We start from the raw sequence: 18,455 nt of genomic DNA on the forward strand, positions 1-18,455 counted from the left end.
GATATATATAATATAGAATTTGACGATTATTCGGATTTTTTTGAAGCAATTAAATTGAATTACAATATTGTTAAATTACTTGAATTGAAAGAATTATTATATACAATTAGTAATCAACTAAGAAGAGATATAAAAGTAGAAGATATAAATGTAGTAAATTCAATTAGGGGAAGGTTGAATATTCGAAAATACATAAGAACTGAATATTTAAATCTGCATACTAAAAAGTATTTTCCATGTAGGGTTCTCGAAGAAGATTATAATATAATTGAAAATAAGTTTTTATTATTGATAGTACAATATGCCTTTAAACTTATTAATGATATTTCCATTAGTGATAAAGATTTTATTAAAGAATTTTATTCAAGTGGCCATTGGGAGAAACTTGTTAAATTAAAAAAAGAATTGTTTAAACTATTACATTCTGGGGATTTTAAACTACTCATTGAAGAAAATATGAAAATAGGTAAAAAGAATTGTGTAAATTTGATAAATAAAATGTTACCAGTAGTAGAGCAAAAAGTTAGGAGACGTGAAGCTAATCCTAAAACTTATGGTGAAATTATTAAATGGTGGCATTCACTAAATTCTAAAATAGATAATTTAGACAGATTACCTTTGCTTTTATATAATTCTAGTTTTGATGATAAGCTATTTGAGTTATGGATTTTAGAACAAATAAAAAATAGCTTTATTAGTGATTTTGGAATGAATATTGAAACTGTTACTTTAACAAATAGTTATGCTGCTGAAGGTATAAACCCTTTATGGAAAAGAAAAAGAACGCATATATATCAGTTGAAATATGTAAATGATAATGTAGCAAAAAATATTAAAATATATTTCCAAAAGTCAACTGAATTAATGTGGGACGATGATAATAAACCTAAATGGATTCAGATTTCTTCAGATAATGAAGAAAATATAAAATATTTACGAGGTAATTTAGATATAGTTATAACCTGTGATGATTGCCAAAATTTTGACCCTGTATTAATCGATGCAAAAAATATATATTATAAAATAAATAATAACAAAAGAGAGTATATAAACCCAACTGTAAGTGATAAGGTATATAAAATGGTTGGATATTTAGATAATTTTAATAAAAAAGCAAAAAAACATAATAAAGGGTTAGGTGTTATAGTATTTAAGAATAGAGAAGCATCTGTGAACAAAGAAAAAGAATATGTTAGTGATATGAAAGATAGTTTTATAAATATTTTCACTGTAAATCCCGATGCAAATGTAATTGATTTTTCACAATTAACTAAGTATATACTAAATCATTTTGGGTTGTTAGCTGATAGATTAAAAACATATAATAATTTGAAATCGTCTTTTGTAGATATGTTAGAGAGCAAAAATGAAAGTGAAATAGACTCTAAAATTCAAGTGCTATTTGAACACGTATCAAATAGTATAAATATTTTAACACGAGGCAAGGAAGATGATATCACAACATTCCAGAAATTTTTAGAATTTAATATATTTGGACAAGATATCTGGAATAGCTTTGAATTAGAGACTAAAAAATTTTTGAGCCAAAGTGAGTTCTTACTTACATCGTTAAAACAGTGTTCAAACTTAGAATATTCAATGTTTGCTATAAATTTAGCTAAAGCGGTTGAAAATGAAGTGAATATAAAATTTATTGATGATTTACGAAATTATTTATTAAGCAGAGGAATTCGGAATCATGGGTATTTTGTAATTGATAATATAGTAAAAAATAAGCATTTAGCAATTGGACAAATTGGAAAATGTTTAAATGGCAGACTTGATAGGGTAATTATTGATTATATTAATACTAAAACTAATAATAAAGATGACAAAGATTTTTATATAGAAAAGTTAAATTTAATTGGAAATAAGTTGGAACAATTTTCAAGGCTTCGAAATCTTGTCGCGCATAAAGATGGCATTACTTTTAATGAATTTTCTGATATGCGAAATCAAGTTTTGGGTATTGGACTTGAAAAATCTTTACTAACAATGGCATATGAAATAGACCAAATGAATAAAGGAAACTACAGTTTTATGTGATTAAGGTTTTTCTAATCACAAAATTTATAATAGAGAATGATATGGAATTAATGATAGAGCTAATAAAAAATAGTTAGCTCTTTCTTTATGTACAAAAAGTATCAATAATTTCATAAATGAAATTTAGTTTTTATGCCTGACTTATTTATGTTTTTGCGGTAGTATATAGATACACAAAGAGCTGAAAGGAGTGGAGTTGTGAATAAAGACACTTTCATAAATAAATTTTGCAATGATTTAAGAAACTCATTTGATACAGTGAAATTTAAAGATGAAACAATATATATAACTCATAAAGGGTTTGATATTCATTTGCCAAATGATTTGTATTTAGAATATATGAGAGATGGTAATTACAATAAATTACTAAATACTTATATTGATTTAATTGAAAATCAGATAATGCAACAATGTCATAAAATTGATATTGATAGAATACTACCTGTCGTAAGAAAACAGGGGTTTGCTGGGAAGAATGATGACATGTTCATTAAAAAAGAGCTAGGAGCTGATTTATATACTTATTTCGTAGAAGATATGGGCGAGGTGTGGAGATATATCACACATCAAGATGCGATGAATAATGATTTATCGCTTTCAGAGATAGAAGAATATGCTCAAAATAATATCAACAAATTCAGCAACATTCTTGTCCCTTTAGATGAAGAACTAAAAATCTATATGCTAAAGTTTGAAAATTCAATTGGTAGTAATATTTTTTTTAATACACAGATTCAACAGCAGATTAAGAAAATATCTAATAAGAAAGATGCACTCATAGCTTTTCCAAATGAGACTACATTTCTTGTATGTTCTAACAATAGTGTATATCAAGATGTTCTAAGTGAAATTGTAGAGTTTGACCCTGGTATCGAGAAAACAATCTCAAAAAGGATTTATAAAATTGAAGATGGAAAATTAAGTTTTGCAGATAACAAGGAAACAAAATTAAGACTAGTTAAATAAATAAGAAATGAGGAGTGATAAAATGAGAGATTTAAAATATAAATTATTTACAATAATGATGGTTGCAGTAGTGGGATTTGGGTGTTTTGCAATATTAACCAATATAGCATCAAGGATGTTTATTGATGTTAAAGAATATGTGCCATTTGCTTTTGGTATGGTAGCATTGTTTTTTATAAAGGAATCTTATGAGATTCTTAAAGAAGAACCAGTAAAAATAAATTAAGTTATTTAAGAAATGGAAGCCGAGAGGCTTCTTTTTTGCTAGGGAAAAAATTACTTGAAATGTGATGAAATCAATTTATAAAATATGCAAAGATAATAAAGGATTTATATATAATAGGAGGTATTGAGATGAGTGTTGAAATAAGATTAAAAGCATCATACTCATTGGTAAAATTTTTTATAAAATTAGTAAATTACCATATAGAGATATTAAAACAAGAGTTAGAAGCAAAAGCTCGGGATGAAGAAGAAATTAGAACTGAACTTGAATTTCATAGAAATTTAAGGATGAAGATATTATTGTATTTGGGAAGAGTTTCAGAAAATATTGAAATGAGCTTTGATGAAGAAGATATGATTGTACTAGATAAAATCTGCTATCTTCATTCTATGATAACGAATAAGATTATGAAAGTAGATGAAAGGTTAGTGAAGGAGCTAGAGCAGTTTTATATGCAAGTCAAAGAATGGGTGATGATTGTACAAGGAGACGAATCGAAATATTTGAACTAGTGCTTCGAAAAGTACAGTTTCTGGAAAAAGTGAATTTTAGGTGGGTATTAAGGTCAAATTTATAGATTATGGTTTTTAAGTATATATCCAAATAAGATATAGTTTTTGACATTAAAAAGTCGTGGCTAATTTAAAGACCACGACTTTCATTTTTTATAGTTTGTTAATTGCATCCTCTAATTCATCTGTTAGAGGTAAAGTGTAAATTTGAGATGTAATGAAACCCGATGAATGTCCAGCAAGTGCTGCTACGATTGATAAGTCAACTCCAGATTTTAGAAGACTACGACAGAAATAATGTCTACAAGAGTGAACACTATATCTTTTCTCTAATCGAAGTTCAGTGAAATAATTATTAAAAATTTTCCAAATTCCATTTCTGGTATAGGGAGCTTTTCTTTCTGATATAAATATATTTGTATAGTTGATATTCATATTACTCCTAATCTTTAACCAGTCATTAATAGAATCACGAACCATATTATTTAGAGGAACATATCTTATTTTATTTCCTTTTCCACGAACACGTAGTTTACCTTTCCGTTCAGACAGTTCAATATCTTCAAGTTTGATATTAGTTAATTCGGAATTTCTAACACCACAATTTACAAAAATATTCCACATACACCAATGTTGCAAATTACCAGACTTTAGTATATGCCTGCGGACTTTCCTGAAATCTGAATCGGAAAAAGATTTTGATGTAGAGTTTAAAACTGATTTGATTCGCTTAACTTTTAAGCTAGGATTTTGGTCTATTATTTTTTCGGCTTCCAGAAACTCAAAGTAATTTTTTAGGCTGGCTAATTTTAGATTGATAGTATTTTCGTTTTGATTGATATTTTCCTGTAAATGATTTCTCCAATCTATAATATCTAACTCGGTAATATTTTCGGGAGCAAAAATCTCTTTGGTTTCATTTTCAAACCATTCAATAAAAAGATTTACATTGATTGTGTATGTTTTGATTGATGATTCTGATTTGTCATTTTTTAATAAGTAGAGCCTAAATTCTTTAAAGTATAAATTCCTATTTTTCATTTGGATAATCTCCTTCATATTTTTAAAAACACTATAAAAAATAAAGCGGAGTTGTTTCAAGTTCAGAAAAAAGTTTTGTTTCCAATTTTTATAGGGATAATGGGCTAGTTTTATATGATATAGGGGAGAAAAGTTAAAATATTGTGTACAAAACAATAGTTTTGTACAAAGTAGGTTGTATTAATGTTTGAATAAAAGATTTATTGAAATATAGAGAAATTTTAAACAGTGGATTATAATGGATATATTAAGAAATTAATTGAAATTTCATAAGGAGGAGAAAGCTATCGGTAATATTTATAATAGACTATTAAAGTTATATAGAAAAAATAAAGATTCTGGGAAAACACCATTAGAAGATTATACTACAGAGATTCTAGTAGGTTTGCTTCAAGAAAATCCTGATATACTTAATGATTTCGTAAATAACGTATTAGAAATTTCAGAAGATAATTTTCAAGTAGAGTCTCAAAGAAAATTTTATTTAAAGAATGACACTGATTGCATAGTTGATATTGTATTAGAAAATGATTATACAATATGTTTTATTGAAAATAAAGTCAATTCTACAGAAGGTGACAGACAACTAGAAAGATATGTTAAGGTTCTTGACAATATACTGAAAGAGGAAAATAAGAGTGTTTATTTGAGATATTGCACCAAATATTATGATAAGAAAAACATCACCAATATAGATTTTAAGCAGTTCAGATGGATGAATGTCTATAAGTTTTTAAAGAAATATGAAGATAATAAAATGGTTAAAGAATTTTTAGAATTTATGAGGAGTGAGGAAATGGGTAGTGCAGGAGAGTTTAATTTTCAAGATATGATAGTTCTAAGCAATGTTAATTATACATTTTCAAAAATAAATGAATGCTTTGATAATGTAAGAAGTATGTTGGCAGATAATTTTGGAGTATCAAAACAGACATCTACTATAAAACAGATTAATGAGAGTAATGGTTGTTGGTTATGGGTGGAACAAGTATTTGGACAAGGATATTCGGAAGTGTATGTGGGATTCTCTATTTCGGCAAATGAGGGGAAAATAATCCCTAAGTTGATGGTAGGTATAAAGTGTAAAAAAAACAATGATAATTGTAGTAAGTTTAATGAGATTATAGAAGATGATGATAGTATTTTTGATTATATATATGTAGGTAATGATGGAAGTAATGCATGGTTTGAAGAACCACTTTCTAAATTTGTATCTAGTAAAAATCAGCTAGACGAAATACAGGAATGGTTTGTAAAAAGGCTAGAGGAGCTAGATGAATTTAGAAAAAATACTAGTGAATTGGATTGGAAATAGGAGTCTGCGTATATGAAATTATAATTTTTTATTTAAATACATGAGTGTGTATAATAGAAAGGATATCTAAATGAAAAATATTGTGAAGATAGATAGCAATAATATATACCAGTCATTTATGGATAATTTTGGTATAAATAAGGGTGTTGTTGAGGAGTATATTTACTCTAATTTAAGAGAACTATTATGCGTAGACAGTGTGAAAGAAATAAATGTGCAAAAATTTATAAATTATATTATAAGTAAATCCAGTGATTCTATTAAAAGTGTAGAAGATATTTATATTGATAAAATAACTATTTCACATTTAACAACTAGAAAAAATAAAAAAGAATTAGAGAATAATCCAATAAGAAATTTATTTAATGTATTAACTGAATCAACGACACTGCAAAAACATTTTGATAAGCATAATATTATATTTAAAAAATATAAAGGAATTTTAAGAATGTATAATGATGGAATACTAGTTGATTTTAGTGATTATTATAATAAGTCAAATGGACCAACAGCTAGAATGATTTCAAGAAGGTTTGAAGGAAATAGTTTTTATGGGCCAGATAAATGTGTCAATGGATTCTTATTCAATAAAGAGCTTAAATCAAATGGAAATGTAAGACATATTCAATATTATCCAGAGATACTTGAAAATATTGCTAGAGTAATAAAAAAGAATGAATTAATAAACGATTGGCAATATCAAAATAAAACTTTTAAAGTGACTTTTTGGGTAGATGTAAATAATCTTACATTTGATAATAACAAATATTTAAATTATAAAAGAAAAATATTTCTGATATACAGATATTTATTATATTTTTTGATTAAAGATATGTATTCAAATTGGGATGGACATGATAACCCAATTATACGACTTAAAGATGGAATAGATGTGAGTAGGAAAGATATTTATTTAATTGAAGAGATTAAGGAGCGAATTTAAGTTATACTATATAACCAAAAGTATTGATAATTTAAAAAATATATATAAGTTCCAGGGTGTGGTAATTACAATAATTAGTGCTGATTTATGGAAATAATTCATACCAAAGTGATGAATTATAAGAATAGTAAAATGAAACTTTGCATTATTTAGTTTTATTTGCAATGAATATAATCTTAGGGGGGAATAAGTGTTATGGGTATGATTGAATATAGAGATTATGCAGATATTAAAAAAATTCTAGAGTTTTATATTTCTAAAAATAATAATCAAGTTGTAGCGGACTTACTTTCATTCTATTTTTTCGATGAAATAATACATATTGAAGAGGAAAATGGATTTTTTAAATTATATTGGAAAAATGATGATGTACAAAATATGGATGAGGTAATTGATATTTTTCAAGCACATTATATATACTTGGGAGGACAGATTGAAAAAATAAAAGTAGTTAATATGGATAGAAGAGAATATATAGTTATTAAAATGTTCAGAATGGAACATAGAGATATAAGAAGGAGTTTAGGACTTCCGAATAGTCATCCGATTGTATCAAGTAGTGCTGACTTTTTTTCAGAATTGAGATATATTAAGAACAATAAAGTTTATCAATGTATTATAAATGATATGCCTTTTTTTAGTGTAGTTTTAACTCACAAACCAGGTCCTAATATTGAATATACAACAGATTTTCTTAGATTTATGAATTTGATAGATATTGAAGAACAGGTAGAATCAATAAAAAGTGATGCTAAGAACACAAATAAATATGATTATATGAAAATTAGTAATATGGGAAATTCATTGAGAGTTCTATTGGAGAGAGCATTAAAGTTCTATAATATTAACTTAAATAGTAATTATATTACAACTGCTAATTATAAAAAGAAAACATTAAATCAGCTTGAACAAGATGTTAAAAAAAATAACACTAATATGGATAAGTTAATTGAACAGAAAAAAAGATGGATAATGAATGATTATTCCCATGATTCTGGCAGCCGTCCTAATTTAAATGATATAGAGATGCTAGCAGATTATATAATAAATATATTATATGCAATGGCAGAAGATTTATAGTGTTTTAGGTAAAGGCTACAAAAGTACATTTTGAAGCGGTATAATAAAGCTGTATCAAATTTATAATAAAATAATATGAATATAGAGGTGTCTTTTTATAGGTGCAATTATTACTTAAAAAAAAGTGATTAATTTGCAAATATGGAAAGACACTTTTTATTTACAGACAAGAAAAGAGGTGATTTATCATGAGCGAGTTAGCGTATTTTGTGAATTGTGCTTGTAGCATCGCTCTAATAGTTTTTAATATCTACATTGAAAATAATTTTTTTAAAGATGACAAAAAGAGAAGTAAAATTTATATAACGATTGATATATCAAATCCATTGCATATTCTTACGTTTAGTATGCTTATATCCATAATAGTAACAAGTCCACTGATATGGTTCCTAGCAATTGCATATGGAATCATAATACTGTGGTGGGCATATAAACGTAACAAAGATAATAAGAAATAATTAAATATCTAGTAAAGGGGATTGAAATGGCTAAACGTGATAATAGTTTCAACGAGTCAAAGCTCAATAAATTTTTAAAAGAAGGTCGTGGAAGTGGAGTTGGAGGTGAATATAAGCCGTGGCTATGTATTCAAGACTTCCCAAGTCAAGGAAGAGCATCGAGGGTTTATGGATGGAAGACAGGGAGAGTGCATCACTTTTTTACAGATATTCAAACAAGATACTTTTATCTTTTAGAATGGGAAGATTGTGTAAAGGATATTCGAGAGCATTATCCTTTACTTGAAACTAAAGATATTTATACAGCAGACATCAATTTAAATACTTTTAAAGATAAGAAAACTGGGTTTCAATATATACTTACAACTACTTTTCTAATAACGATATCAACAGCACAAGGAAATGTTGAGGTGGCTAGAAGCATAAAGTCTGCATCTGAATTTGAGAAAAAACATGTTATAGAAAAATTTGAATTTGAAAGAAGATATTGGGCATCCAAGGGTATTGAGTGGGGAATTGTAACTCAACGAGAAATACCAAGGATAAAAGCTAAAAATGTGCAATGGGTTCATGCTACTAAGAATTTTGAAGGACATGTAACAAATACAGATGATGAAGCAAGGCGTTATTGCGAATTATTATGTGATAGTTTGATAAAATCCACTGATAGTATTAGAAAGGTGACTGCTGATTTTGATTTGAGATATGGATTAGATGAAGGCTCGGGATTATTCATATTTAAACATCTTATAGCAAATAAAATTATAAAAGTAGATATGAATAAAGAAATAGATATGAATAAGCCATCTATTGAGATAATAAAAGAGATTAAAATGAAGGGAGTATATAATTGGAGAAATGCAGCTAACAGTTAATATGATTATAAAATCCGTATTTAAAGAAGTAGAGAGGATTGAGAGAATTTTATGGATTGATGAGAAATATCAGATAGCTTATGTATTTGATATTCACTCTAATAGATTGCCATATATGAAGAAGATTACAGATATAGAAAATATGTTAGAAACAGGATTAGCAGAAGTTTTAAAAGAGGACCCATATATTAATAATGTTGTAGAAGATGATATGAACCATACAGAGAAAGAGGTTAGGGATAAAGCATGGGAGATAATTTCTCAAATAGCTCTTAGTAATAATGAGCCAAACATATATATACCTAAATTTAGAAGTAAGCTCATAAAAGGAGCAGTACAACAGTTTGGGGTAAGTGACAGAACAGTAACTAAGTATTTAAAGAAATATTGGTGTGGTGGCAAAAATATTAATGCTTTAGTTCCTTATTATTCAAGATGTGGTGGTAGAGGGAGAAGTAAAAGTTCAAGTAATAAAAAACGAGGAAGACCAAGAAAATATGAAAATGATTCAAGTGGAGGAATTAATATTGATGAGGCCATAAAAAGAATTTTTAAAACAGCAGTAAGTAGATATTACTATAGTAGAAAAAATCCATCTATTACACATGCTTATGAAATGATGCTAAAAGATTTTTTTTATGAAGATTTTAAGATGAAAAATGGAGTTAAAATTCCTATTTTAAAAGCTGACAATGAGCTACCTACCATAGGACAATTTAAATATTGGTTTTATAAAGAAAGAAATCTAAAAAGAGAGATATCAGCACGAAAGGGTAAGAAAGCATATTCTCAAGAAAATAGAGCAATTACAGGGAGAGCTACAGATGATGCATTAGGACCAGGTTCAATTTTTGAGATAGATGCTACAGTGTGTGATATATACCTTGTCTCAAGGTATAACAGAAATTGGATTGTTGGACGCCCTATTCTATATATAATAATTGATAAATTTTCAAGGCTAATAGCAGGTATACATGTAGGATTTGAAGGACCAAGTTGGACAGGAGCAATGATGGCTTTAGCGAATGCAGCTATGGATAAAGTGGAGTTTTGCAAGATATATGATATTAGAATTACGAAAGAAGAATGGCCAGTTAATTATTTAGGAGAATCATTAATGGCAGATAGAGGGGAATTGGAGTCACCGAAAATTCAAGAGTTAATAAAAAATTTTCAAATAAAGGTGATGAACGCCCCACCATTTCAAGCTGAATCCAAAGCAATCGTAGAACGCCATTTTAGAACGATTCAAGAGAAAGTAAAAAGGATTGCACCAGGAACTGTAATTGCTGATTTTAAAGAAAGAGGGGGACGGGATTATCGATTAGATGCAAAGCTAGATATTTTTCAGTTTACCCAAATAATCATAAAAAGTGTATTACATCATAATAATCATAAAATTTTAACTAACTATAATAGAGATACTCTCATGATAGAAGATGATTTGAAGTGTATTCCAATAGAGCTATGGAATTGGGGAATAAAAAATAGGGCTGGGAAGTTAAGATATGTGCCAGAAGAACTAGTGAAGTTAAATCTTATGCCAACTGATACAGCTACAATTACGGCTAAAGGTATTAGATTTAAAGGAATATATTATGGTTCAGAAATTGCGCTCAAAGAAAACTGGTTTGAGACAGCTAGAAATTTTGGTAGTTGGAAAGTTGATATTTCCTATGATATTAGGAATATGGACTATATTTATATGAAAAAAGATAATGGTAGAAGTTATGAAAAATGCTTTTTACTTAGTCATCAGAGTAGATATGAGAATAAAACATTAGAAGAAATTGAATATCTTTTAGAAAAAGAAAAATTAGAATTAAATAAGAATCATCAAGACTACATGCAATCAAATATTGATTTGCTATCAGAAATTGAAAATATAGTAAAGAAGGCACAAGAGGAACATAAAAATGAAGTAAATCAAAAGATAAGTAAAACACAAAAAATTAAAGGAATTAATCAAAATAGAAAGATAGAAAAGATGATAAATAGAGAAGAAGAGTATTTTGAATTAGGTAAGAGAGAAAAAAATGAGGATGCAGAAGTAATATCAATAAATAAAAAGGAGGAAGAGGATTATACATTACAAAGTGATATAGAGCTATTGAGAACAAAGAGAAAGGAGAGATTAAATGGAGGAGAATAATAAGATGATTTTACCTACAAATATTAATGTAGTATCAGCTGAATATAAGCAACAAATTATTGAAGATTATATTGGGAATCCGCTCATTGAAGCATTACCACCAATACTTACCAAAGAAGAAGTGATTGAAAATATTGCTTATTACCCAAATTATTATGAAAAAGAAAGAAAGTTAGAGCCACATTTGAGAGTTCATATTATACAAAGAATATTTCAATATTTTCAGCCATTAGCGCATCATATTGATTTAGAAAACAGAATATCAAGAATGATAAGGCAAGGATATATGGGGCGAAATCCTATAAAACCTCAATATACAAAAATGCTCCATAGAGGAAACGAAAGGATAAAAGAAGGGAACATAAATTACATGAATAATGTAAATTACCCAAGTACAGCAGCAGGATTTACACTGGTGGGACCATCTGGCATGGGAAAAAGTACAGCGGTTAATAGAATATTATCTACTATTCCACAAGTTATTGTACATTCGAATTATAAAGGTGTAGATATGAACTTGGTACAGATAAATTATCTTAAAATTGATTGTCCGCACGATGGTTCAATAAAAAGCCTTTGTGTTAATTTTTTTATAAAAATCGATAATTTACTAGGAACTAACTATTATCAAAAGTTTGGAAAGAGTAGATTATCTGTAAGTACAATGTTACCAGCTATGGCACAAATCGCAGCTTCAAAAAATCTTGGATTACTAATCATAGATGAAATACAGCACTTGTCATCTGCAAAAAGTCAAGGTTCAACAAGAATGATGAATTTTTTCGTAACTATGATAAATATGGTCAATGTACCAATTATGTTAATCGGCACGAATAGTTGTATGCCAGTGCTTCAAGGAAGTTTTAGAGAAGCAAGACGTGGTTCTGGGCAAGGAGATATGGTATGGGAAAGAATGAAGAAAGATATATCTTGGGATTTATTAATTGAAGGTTTGTGGGAATATCAATGGACTAGAAAGGAATGTGAATTAACTGAAGAAATAAATGAGGCTCTATATGATGAAAGTCAAGGGGTAATGGATATAGCTGTCAAACTCTATTTTTTGGCACAAATCAGAGCAATTGCAACAGGCAAAGAAGAAATTAATGCAAGGTTAATAAGACAAGTGGCAAAGGATAGTTTACAACTTGTTAGACCAATGATAAATGCATTACGTTTAGGCAAAAAAAGCGAAATAGCTAGATATACAGATATAGCACCAATTAACATTGAGGGTTTTATACAAGGGGAATTATCAAAAATTAGCTTAAATACTAAGATTAAAGAAATTCAAAAGTTAAAGAAAGAAGAGAAAAAATTACAATCAAATAATATTAAAGATGAAGCTATATTAAAATTACTTGAATTAGATGTTAGTGTATCAGATGCAAAAAAATATGTAGAAAAGATAACCACAACACAAGGAGTATCAATAGGTACTAAGGAAATTGTTAAATTAGCATTTAAAATGATACTAAATAAAGATATAGATAAAGATAAAAAAACTGAAGTGAATATTAAAGTAGATAAAAAAGATTTAAGAGTTATTATACAGAGAGGTAAAGAGAAAGGGTTAAAAGCATATGAAGCATTAAAAAGAGAAGAAGTAATTAAAATACATGAAAATGATATTGTAAAGGCGGTGTAGAGGATGATTATGTTTGTACCAAGAATGTATGAAGATGAATTATTGTATAGTACTATTGCTAGATATAATATTAGAGAAGGGAATTTAAATATCAAATTGACTTTGGAAGAGCTGTTTGGTTCAAGAACCATTACGGCAATAGTAGATTTACCATCTAATTTAGATGTAATGGTAAATAATATTTCCATTAACAAAAATCTTACTTCAGAAAAAATCATATATGAAAATACACTATACCCCTTCTACACAACATTTTTACCAAAAGATAGAGCTATTGAAATAATGGATTCAATGAAAGGAAAGGGTGGGAGCAGCATTTATAATAGAACGGGCATAATGGCAAGCTCCATAGTTCAAAATAAATATTTTAAGTATTGTCCCCAATGTGCTAAGGAAGATTTAAAAAAATATGGTGAACTGTATTGGCATAGAAATCATCAAATTCCATGTATCCATATATGTACAAAGCATAAAACCTTGCTATTAGATAGTGAGGTTTTAATTCATTCTAAAAATAAACATGAGTATATTGCAGCTACAACAAATAATTGTAGTGTAATAGGGAAAAGAAAAAATATTTCAGAAAGTTTTTCACATAGAACTGTGGATAGATTAATTAAATTGGCTGAAAATGTGGATGTTTTACTAAATAATAAATATCCCAATAAACCATTAGATTGGTTTTGTAATCAATATGGTAATAGATTAAAGGAATTAGGGTTAGCAAATATAAATGGTAGAGTTAGATATAAAGAGCTTATTGGAAAATTTAAAGATTATTATGGAGAAGAATTTTTAGAACTTGTGCAAAGTAACGTAGATGATAATAATGAATCTAGTTGGTTAAGGATGATTATTAGGAAACACCGAAAATCATTTCATCCAATTAGGCATTTATTAATGATAGATTTTTTAGACATGAATTTAGATGAATTAATATATACAAAGAGGAACTATCAGCCTTTTGGAGAAGGAAAGTGGCCATGTTTAAATCCAGCATCAGAGCATTATAAAAAATTTGTTGTTTATGAATTGGAGATTAAATATTCCAGTGAAGAAAAGACTTCTATTGGAACATTTAAGTGTGAATGTGGATTTGTATATCATAGAAAAGGTCCTGATACAAAACTAGAGGATATTTATAAAATCACAAGAGTAAAACAATATGGACATGTCTGGGAAGACAAGTTAAAAGAATTAGTTGAACAAAAACTTGCACTAAGGGAAATAGCTAGAAGATTAAAAGCAGACCCTAATACAATCAATAGATATGTTGAAAAATTAGGATTAAATGCCTATTGGACAATAAAAGAGAAAAGTAAGCTGGATGACATTAGTGATGAGGTAGAAGCAGTCAGCAGTGATGGTTCTTTTCAAGAAAAGATGTGTGGAAAAAGGAAGGAATGGCTTGATTTGATAAAACAGTATCCAGATAAATCAAAAACTGAATTGAGAGAATTTAATAGAGCTGTCTATGCATGGCTTTATAGAAATGATAGAGCATGGTTAAATATTAATTCGCCTATAAGCTCTGCTAAGAAAATTATTAATAAAAGAGTAAATTGGCAAGAGAGGGATGAGGAAATTCTTAGAGAAGTAAAGGTAGCTATTAATGAAATTTTGGAAAGTGAAGGCAAGCTAAGAAGATTGACGATTAGTAGCATAGGGAAACAAATTGGTAAACTTTCATTACTTCAAAAGCATATAGATAAAATACCTAAAACTAAGGCATATATTAAAGATAATGTGGAGAGTATAGAGGATTATCAACAGAGAAGAATAGAATGGGCTATTGATGAATTAAAAAGAGAAGGTGATGAGATTAAAGAATGGAAGGTAATGAGAATGGCGGGGATTAAAAGAGGATACAATCAATAGTTGATTACATTTCACGAAATTATAAATTAGAATAAAACAATTGAGAAATTTATCCAATAGAATTATAATATTAATGAAGAAAGTTCGGTTAGTAAAAAGGGGGGATACTTTGAGACAAGTAAATCATAATATAAAAAAAATAAGAGAAGCTGTAGATGCTGGAAAGTTAGTAGTATTTGTTGGTGCAGGCGTTTCTATGAATTCCAAGTTACCAAGCTGGTCTAAACTTATCCAAAAATTTGCTAATTCTTTAGGAATAGAAACTAATTCACATATGACAAGTGACGATTACCTTAAGATTGCTCAATACTATTATAATGAAAGAGGAAGAAAAGAATATTACGATGAAATAAATAATATATTCGACAAAAAATGTGAACCTAATTTAATACATGAAAAAATATTAAAACTAAACCCTAAGCATATAATTACGACGAATTATGATGACTTAATAGAGCAAGCTATTGAAAAAAGTAATCTTTATTATGATATTATTTGTGAAGATAAAGATTTGCCATATGCTCAAAATAATAGATTGCTTATAAAAATGCATGGTGATTTAAAAAGAAAAAATATAGTACTAAAAGAAGATGATTACTTATCGTATTCTAATCAATTCAAATTAATTGAAACATACTTAAAGGCTCTATTTGTTAATAATAAAATAGTGTTCATAGGATATTCTTTACAAGATATTGATTTGAAAATTATTATAAAATGGTTGAAAGATATATTAGGTGAAGATTTTCAAAAGGCTTATATTCTAGATTCTGAAGATAATCAAAAGAGTCAGGTGGAAATCAATTATTATAAAAATCTTGGTATTAACATTGTAAGTGCTGTCGATATAACAGAAGTATTTCAAAATAGAGATATAGAGAGCTTGGATGATAATAGGGGAAAAAATATTGTAAGATGTATTGATTACATTTTAGAATATGAAGGAAATATAGATGATGTTATTAACTATTTTTACGAGAAATTATTACCATTAGAAGAGTTTAGAAAACTAAGACTAAAAGATATATTTCATATTATGGGTTTAAATTTTGCGTATAATCTTAAAGGAAGCAATTGTATCCTAAATATGGATTTTAATAATGAAGATTATTATGATGCAAATATATTTACAACTTTAATAAAAAAAATCAAAGATACTGATGAAATAAGAGAAGTGGATAAAAGAGTAACTAAAAAGGTAGAGTATATAAAAAAAGTTATGATTAGAGCTGGTATTGAAAATATTGATATTACAATTCGCAAGAATAACGGTAATGAAAAAATTTGTTACAAATTCTCACGAGATATTGGTGAATTAGAGCTATTTAATATTCTAAAATTTAATAACTATATAGGCATAGAAAATTATGCAAAACAGACGTATAAATCTATAACTGTGTTTAGAAACAAATATTATAATGAATTACTACGAGCATATTCAAATTATCTTTTAAAGAGGTATGTCAGTGCATATGAAATTTTAAACAATTTATCTAGAAAGGCATTTAGAGATAAAGAGTACACAATCTTTTATATATGTGAATTTAATAAGCAACATTTAGTTAAATACCTTAAATCGTCACTTTATCCATTTTCTAATGTATTAGGAGAAACGGCATATATCGAGCATATAAAAAAGATAATTTCAAACTCTAATATCGAAAATAATGAAAGTGATTTGATTGAGATATTTTATTCTCTTCCCAAAAAAGATAGAGATATTGTTTCCTTTTTAAATGATATTTTATTTAATAATAATTATCTATATTCAAGAAAGATTGATGCAGATAATCTAAAGGAAAAAATAAAAGAAGATGTAGATAAAACATATATTGGTGGAGACCCATATAAAATGAGTAATATGCCTGAATATAAGAGACAAATAAAAGAGTTTTGGGAGTGCACACATAATTATTTTCTGATGATTGATGAATACAGAGATGTAAAAGAATATTATAGGGAGTATATTGAAACTTTATTGAGAACTTATGATAGAAGTCAAAATGTAGATTATAAAGAGGATAATGAAGATTGGTTATTTGATGGCATGGAAGGTAGAGAAATGCCACTTCATGAATTTGATGAATTTGAACTATTCCTCATGTCAAAATATATAGAACCTAAGAAATTAAGAAAAATGATTGAGGAATACAATATAAAAGCAATTAGAATCAAAATACCATCAATCTATTTGGAAGGGATGTTTCAAAACATTGTATCAAGTTATAGTACAATTGAAAATAAAAAAATGCTGCTGAATTCATTTATCAATATGATTTACATAATTTCTATAATACATTTTGAAGGAGCAGATAAACTGAAAGTGTTTATCGATAATATTATTAATTTTATATCCAATAATCATACTGATTTAGAAGTATACAGAGCTATTGACTATTTTATTGTAGAACAATATAAAAAAGATGAAACTATTATAACAAATGAGTTTTTAAAGGAGATTATAATTGCTTTTATTAAAAAAATCAACAACTCTCAATATAATAATGGAAGTAATGGATGGGAATTAGAAACTCTTAATAATTCGAATTTAATTAGAAATTTAGCTTATTTAGTAAAAAGAGTAGATGGCAGTTTAACAGTTGAGGAGGTTAATATAAACAGTTTAATTGATAAAGTTAGATTTGGAGAATTGAAATCACAATCTTCTAGCATTTTAAGGAGATTATTTATTGAAATGTATAATGTATTTGATAAGAATATCCAATTTAAAATACAAAATTGGGTAACAGATGAATTAAATAATAAATTTACCGCTTCATTATATGCTGAAGCAAGGATAAGAGATACTATAGAATTTAATTATGAGTTGGAGAAAAAATTTTATGAATCGATAGATAAAATAATACAGGAGCAAGAAAAAACAAGTGTGAAGTCTTTCCCTGACCCTGTAAAGACCCAGATAGGATATTTGACTAATCTTGTTTATAATAAAAAACTAAACGATATAGAAGCACTTAAAAAGTATAAGAATAAAGATGATTTGTTTGATTTGATTTTATCAATTGAAGATTTTGATTTTGATAAATTTAAGTTGAATTGGTTATTAAGGTTAAATGAAGAATTCATTGTAAAACTAAAGTCATCAAATGTAGCAAAAGATAATATTAAAGCAAAATTTATAAAAGCTATTATTAATGACGATTTAAACAAAGAACTAAAAGAAATTTATTTTAAGTATTTTGAATAAAATATGGTTATTATTCCTTAAACCATAACCCATGGCTCTATACTATGTATTAGCAAAAAAATCTCTTTCGCTGTAAAAAAAACCTCTTCGGAGTAAAATAAAGTTGT

General features: G+C 27.4%; 13 protein-coding genes. 12 read left to right on the plus strand and 1 reads right to left on the minus strand.

All coding sequences use genetic code 11. The features are described 5' to 3' along the window. The 4 genes from EK368_RS14945 to EK368_RS11820 all read left to right on the plus strand — a co-directional run. Positions 1 to 2,046: hypothetical protein (locus EK368_RS14945; protein ID WP_165000436.1), on the plus strand; the 2,046-nt coding region annotated here is incomplete at its 5' end. Positions 2,047 to 2,244: 198 nt separating this feature from the next. Beyond that, positions 2,245 to 3,012 carry a DUF1444 family protein gene (locus EK368_RS11810; RefSeq protein ID WP_165000437.1) on the plus strand — a complete coding sequence of 256 codons (768 nt, stop codon included), beginning with the start codon at positions 2,245 to 2,247 and terminating at the stop codon, positions 3,010 to 3,012. A gap of 22 nt (positions 3,013 to 3,034) precedes the next feature. Continuing rightward, positions 3,035 to 3,238: a hypothetical protein gene (locus tag EK368_RS11815; protein WP_129599966.1), complete on the plus strand. Its 204-nt coding sequence runs from the start codon at positions 3,035 to 3,037 to the stop codon at positions 3,236 to 3,238. A 128-nt stretch (positions 3,239 to 3,366) separates the two neighbouring features. Beyond that, a complete protein-coding gene (locus EK368_RS11820; RefSeq protein ID WP_129599967.1) occupies positions 3,367 to 3,750 on the plus strand; it encodes a hypothetical protein in 384 nt (127 codons plus the stop codon). Between the two features lie 153 nt (positions 3,751 to 3,903). Here the strand turns inward: EK368_RS11820 and EK368_RS11825 are convergent, their stop codons facing one another. Beyond that, complete coding sequence (locus EK368_RS11825; protein WP_243109414.1) at positions 3,904 to 4,791, minus strand: tyrosine-type recombinase/integrase; 888 nt, start codon at positions 4,789 to 4,791, stop codon at positions 3,904 to 3,906. 259 nt (positions 4,792 to 5,050) lie between these two features. Between EK368_RS11825 and EK368_RS11830 the strand changes: the two genes are divergently transcribed. From EK368_RS11830 to EK368_RS11865, 8 genes are all read left to right on the plus strand, one after another. Beyond that, positions 5,051 to 6,106, plus strand: a complete 1,056-nt coding sequence (locus EK368_RS11830) for a PD-(D/E)XK nuclease family protein (protein WP_129599970.1) — start codon at positions 5,051 to 5,053, stop codon at positions 6,104 to 6,106. A gap of 70 nt (positions 6,107 to 6,176) precedes the next feature. Continuing rightward, a complete protein-coding gene (locus EK368_RS11835) occupies positions 6,177 to 7,049 on the plus strand; it encodes a hypothetical protein (RefSeq protein ID WP_129599972.1) in 873 nt (290 codons plus the stop codon). A gap of 195 nt (positions 7,050 to 7,244) precedes the next feature. Beyond that, positions 7,245 to 8,129: a hypothetical protein gene (locus tag EK368_RS11840; RefSeq protein ID WP_129599974.1), complete on the plus strand. Its 885-nt coding sequence runs from the start codon at positions 7,245 to 7,247 to the stop codon at positions 8,127 to 8,129. 484 nt (positions 8,130 to 8,613) lie between these two features. Beyond that, positions 8,614 to 9,462 carry a TnsA endonuclease C-terminal domain-containing protein gene (locus EK368_RS11845; protein WP_129599976.1) on the plus strand — a complete coding sequence of 283 codons (849 nt, stop codon included), beginning with the start codon at positions 8,614 to 8,616 and terminating at the stop codon, positions 9,460 to 9,462. Next, the gene (locus EK368_RS11850) at positions 9,446 to 11,614 is read left to right on the plus strand and encodes a Mu transposase C-terminal domain-containing protein (protein ID WP_129599978.1); all 2,169 of its coding nucleotides are present in this window, start codon (positions 9,446 to 9,448) and stop codon (positions 11,612 to 11,614) included. The genes EK368_RS11845 and EK368_RS11850 overlap by 17 nt, the downstream gene beginning before the upstream one ends. Then, positions 11,601 to 13,262 carry an ATP-binding protein gene (locus tag EK368_RS11855; RefSeq protein WP_202976478.1) on the plus strand — a complete coding sequence of 554 codons (1,662 nt, stop codon included), beginning with the start codon at positions 11,601 to 11,603 and terminating at the stop codon, positions 13,260 to 13,262. The genes EK368_RS11850 and EK368_RS11855 overlap by 14 nt, the downstream gene beginning before the upstream one ends. 9 nt (positions 13,263 to 13,271) lie before the next feature. Then, positions 13,272 to 15,140, plus strand: coding sequence for a TnsD family Tn7-like transposition protein (locus EK368_RS11860; protein ID WP_207670266.1), 1,869 nt, complete (start codon positions 13,272 to 13,274; stop codon positions 15,138 to 15,140). A 109-nt stretch (positions 15,141 to 15,249) separates the two neighbouring features. Beyond that, positions 15,250 to 18,348, plus strand: a complete 3,099-nt coding sequence (locus EK368_RS11865) for an SIR2 family protein (RefSeq protein ID WP_165000438.1) — start codon at positions 15,250 to 15,252, stop codon at positions 18,346 to 18,348. The last annotated feature ends 107 nt before the right edge of the window (positions 18,349 to 18,455 follow it).

This window comes from Anaerophilus nitritigenes (assembly GCF_004138215.1).
Classification (GTDB): domain Bacteria; phylum Bacillota; class Clostridia; order Peptostreptococcales; family Thermotaleaceae; genus Anaerophilus; species Anaerophilus nitritogenes.